The 255-nt window shown below is 49.4% G+C and carries 1 rRNA gene; it reads right to left on the reverse strand.

Annotated elements, in window-relative coordinates:
* Window positions 1–255: ribosomal RNA gene (locus L6D75_RS27250) — 23S ribosomal RNA — on the reverse strand; the annotation flags it as partial.

The following is a 255-nucleotide window of genomic DNA, read 5'->3' on the forward strand; positions in this document are numbered from 1 at the left end:
TACCTAACCACCTGTGTCGGTTTGGGGTACGGTTCCCAGTTATCTGAAGCTTAGGAGCTTTTCTTGGAAGCATGGCATCAACCACTTCGTCGCCTAATGGCAACTCGTCATCAGCTCTCGGCCTTGAAATCCCGGATTTGCCTAAGATCTCAGCCTACCACCTTAAACTTGGACAACCAACGCCAAGCTGGCCTAGCCTTCTCCGTCCCTCCATCGCAATAACTGGAAGTACAGGAATATTAACCTGTTTTCCAT

The sequence above is a fragment of the Pseudomonas faucium genome (assembly GCF_021602585.1).
In the GTDB taxonomy this organism is placed as follows: domain Bacteria; phylum Pseudomonadota; class Gammaproteobacteria; order Pseudomonadales; family Pseudomonadaceae; genus Aquipseudomonas; species Aquipseudomonas faucium.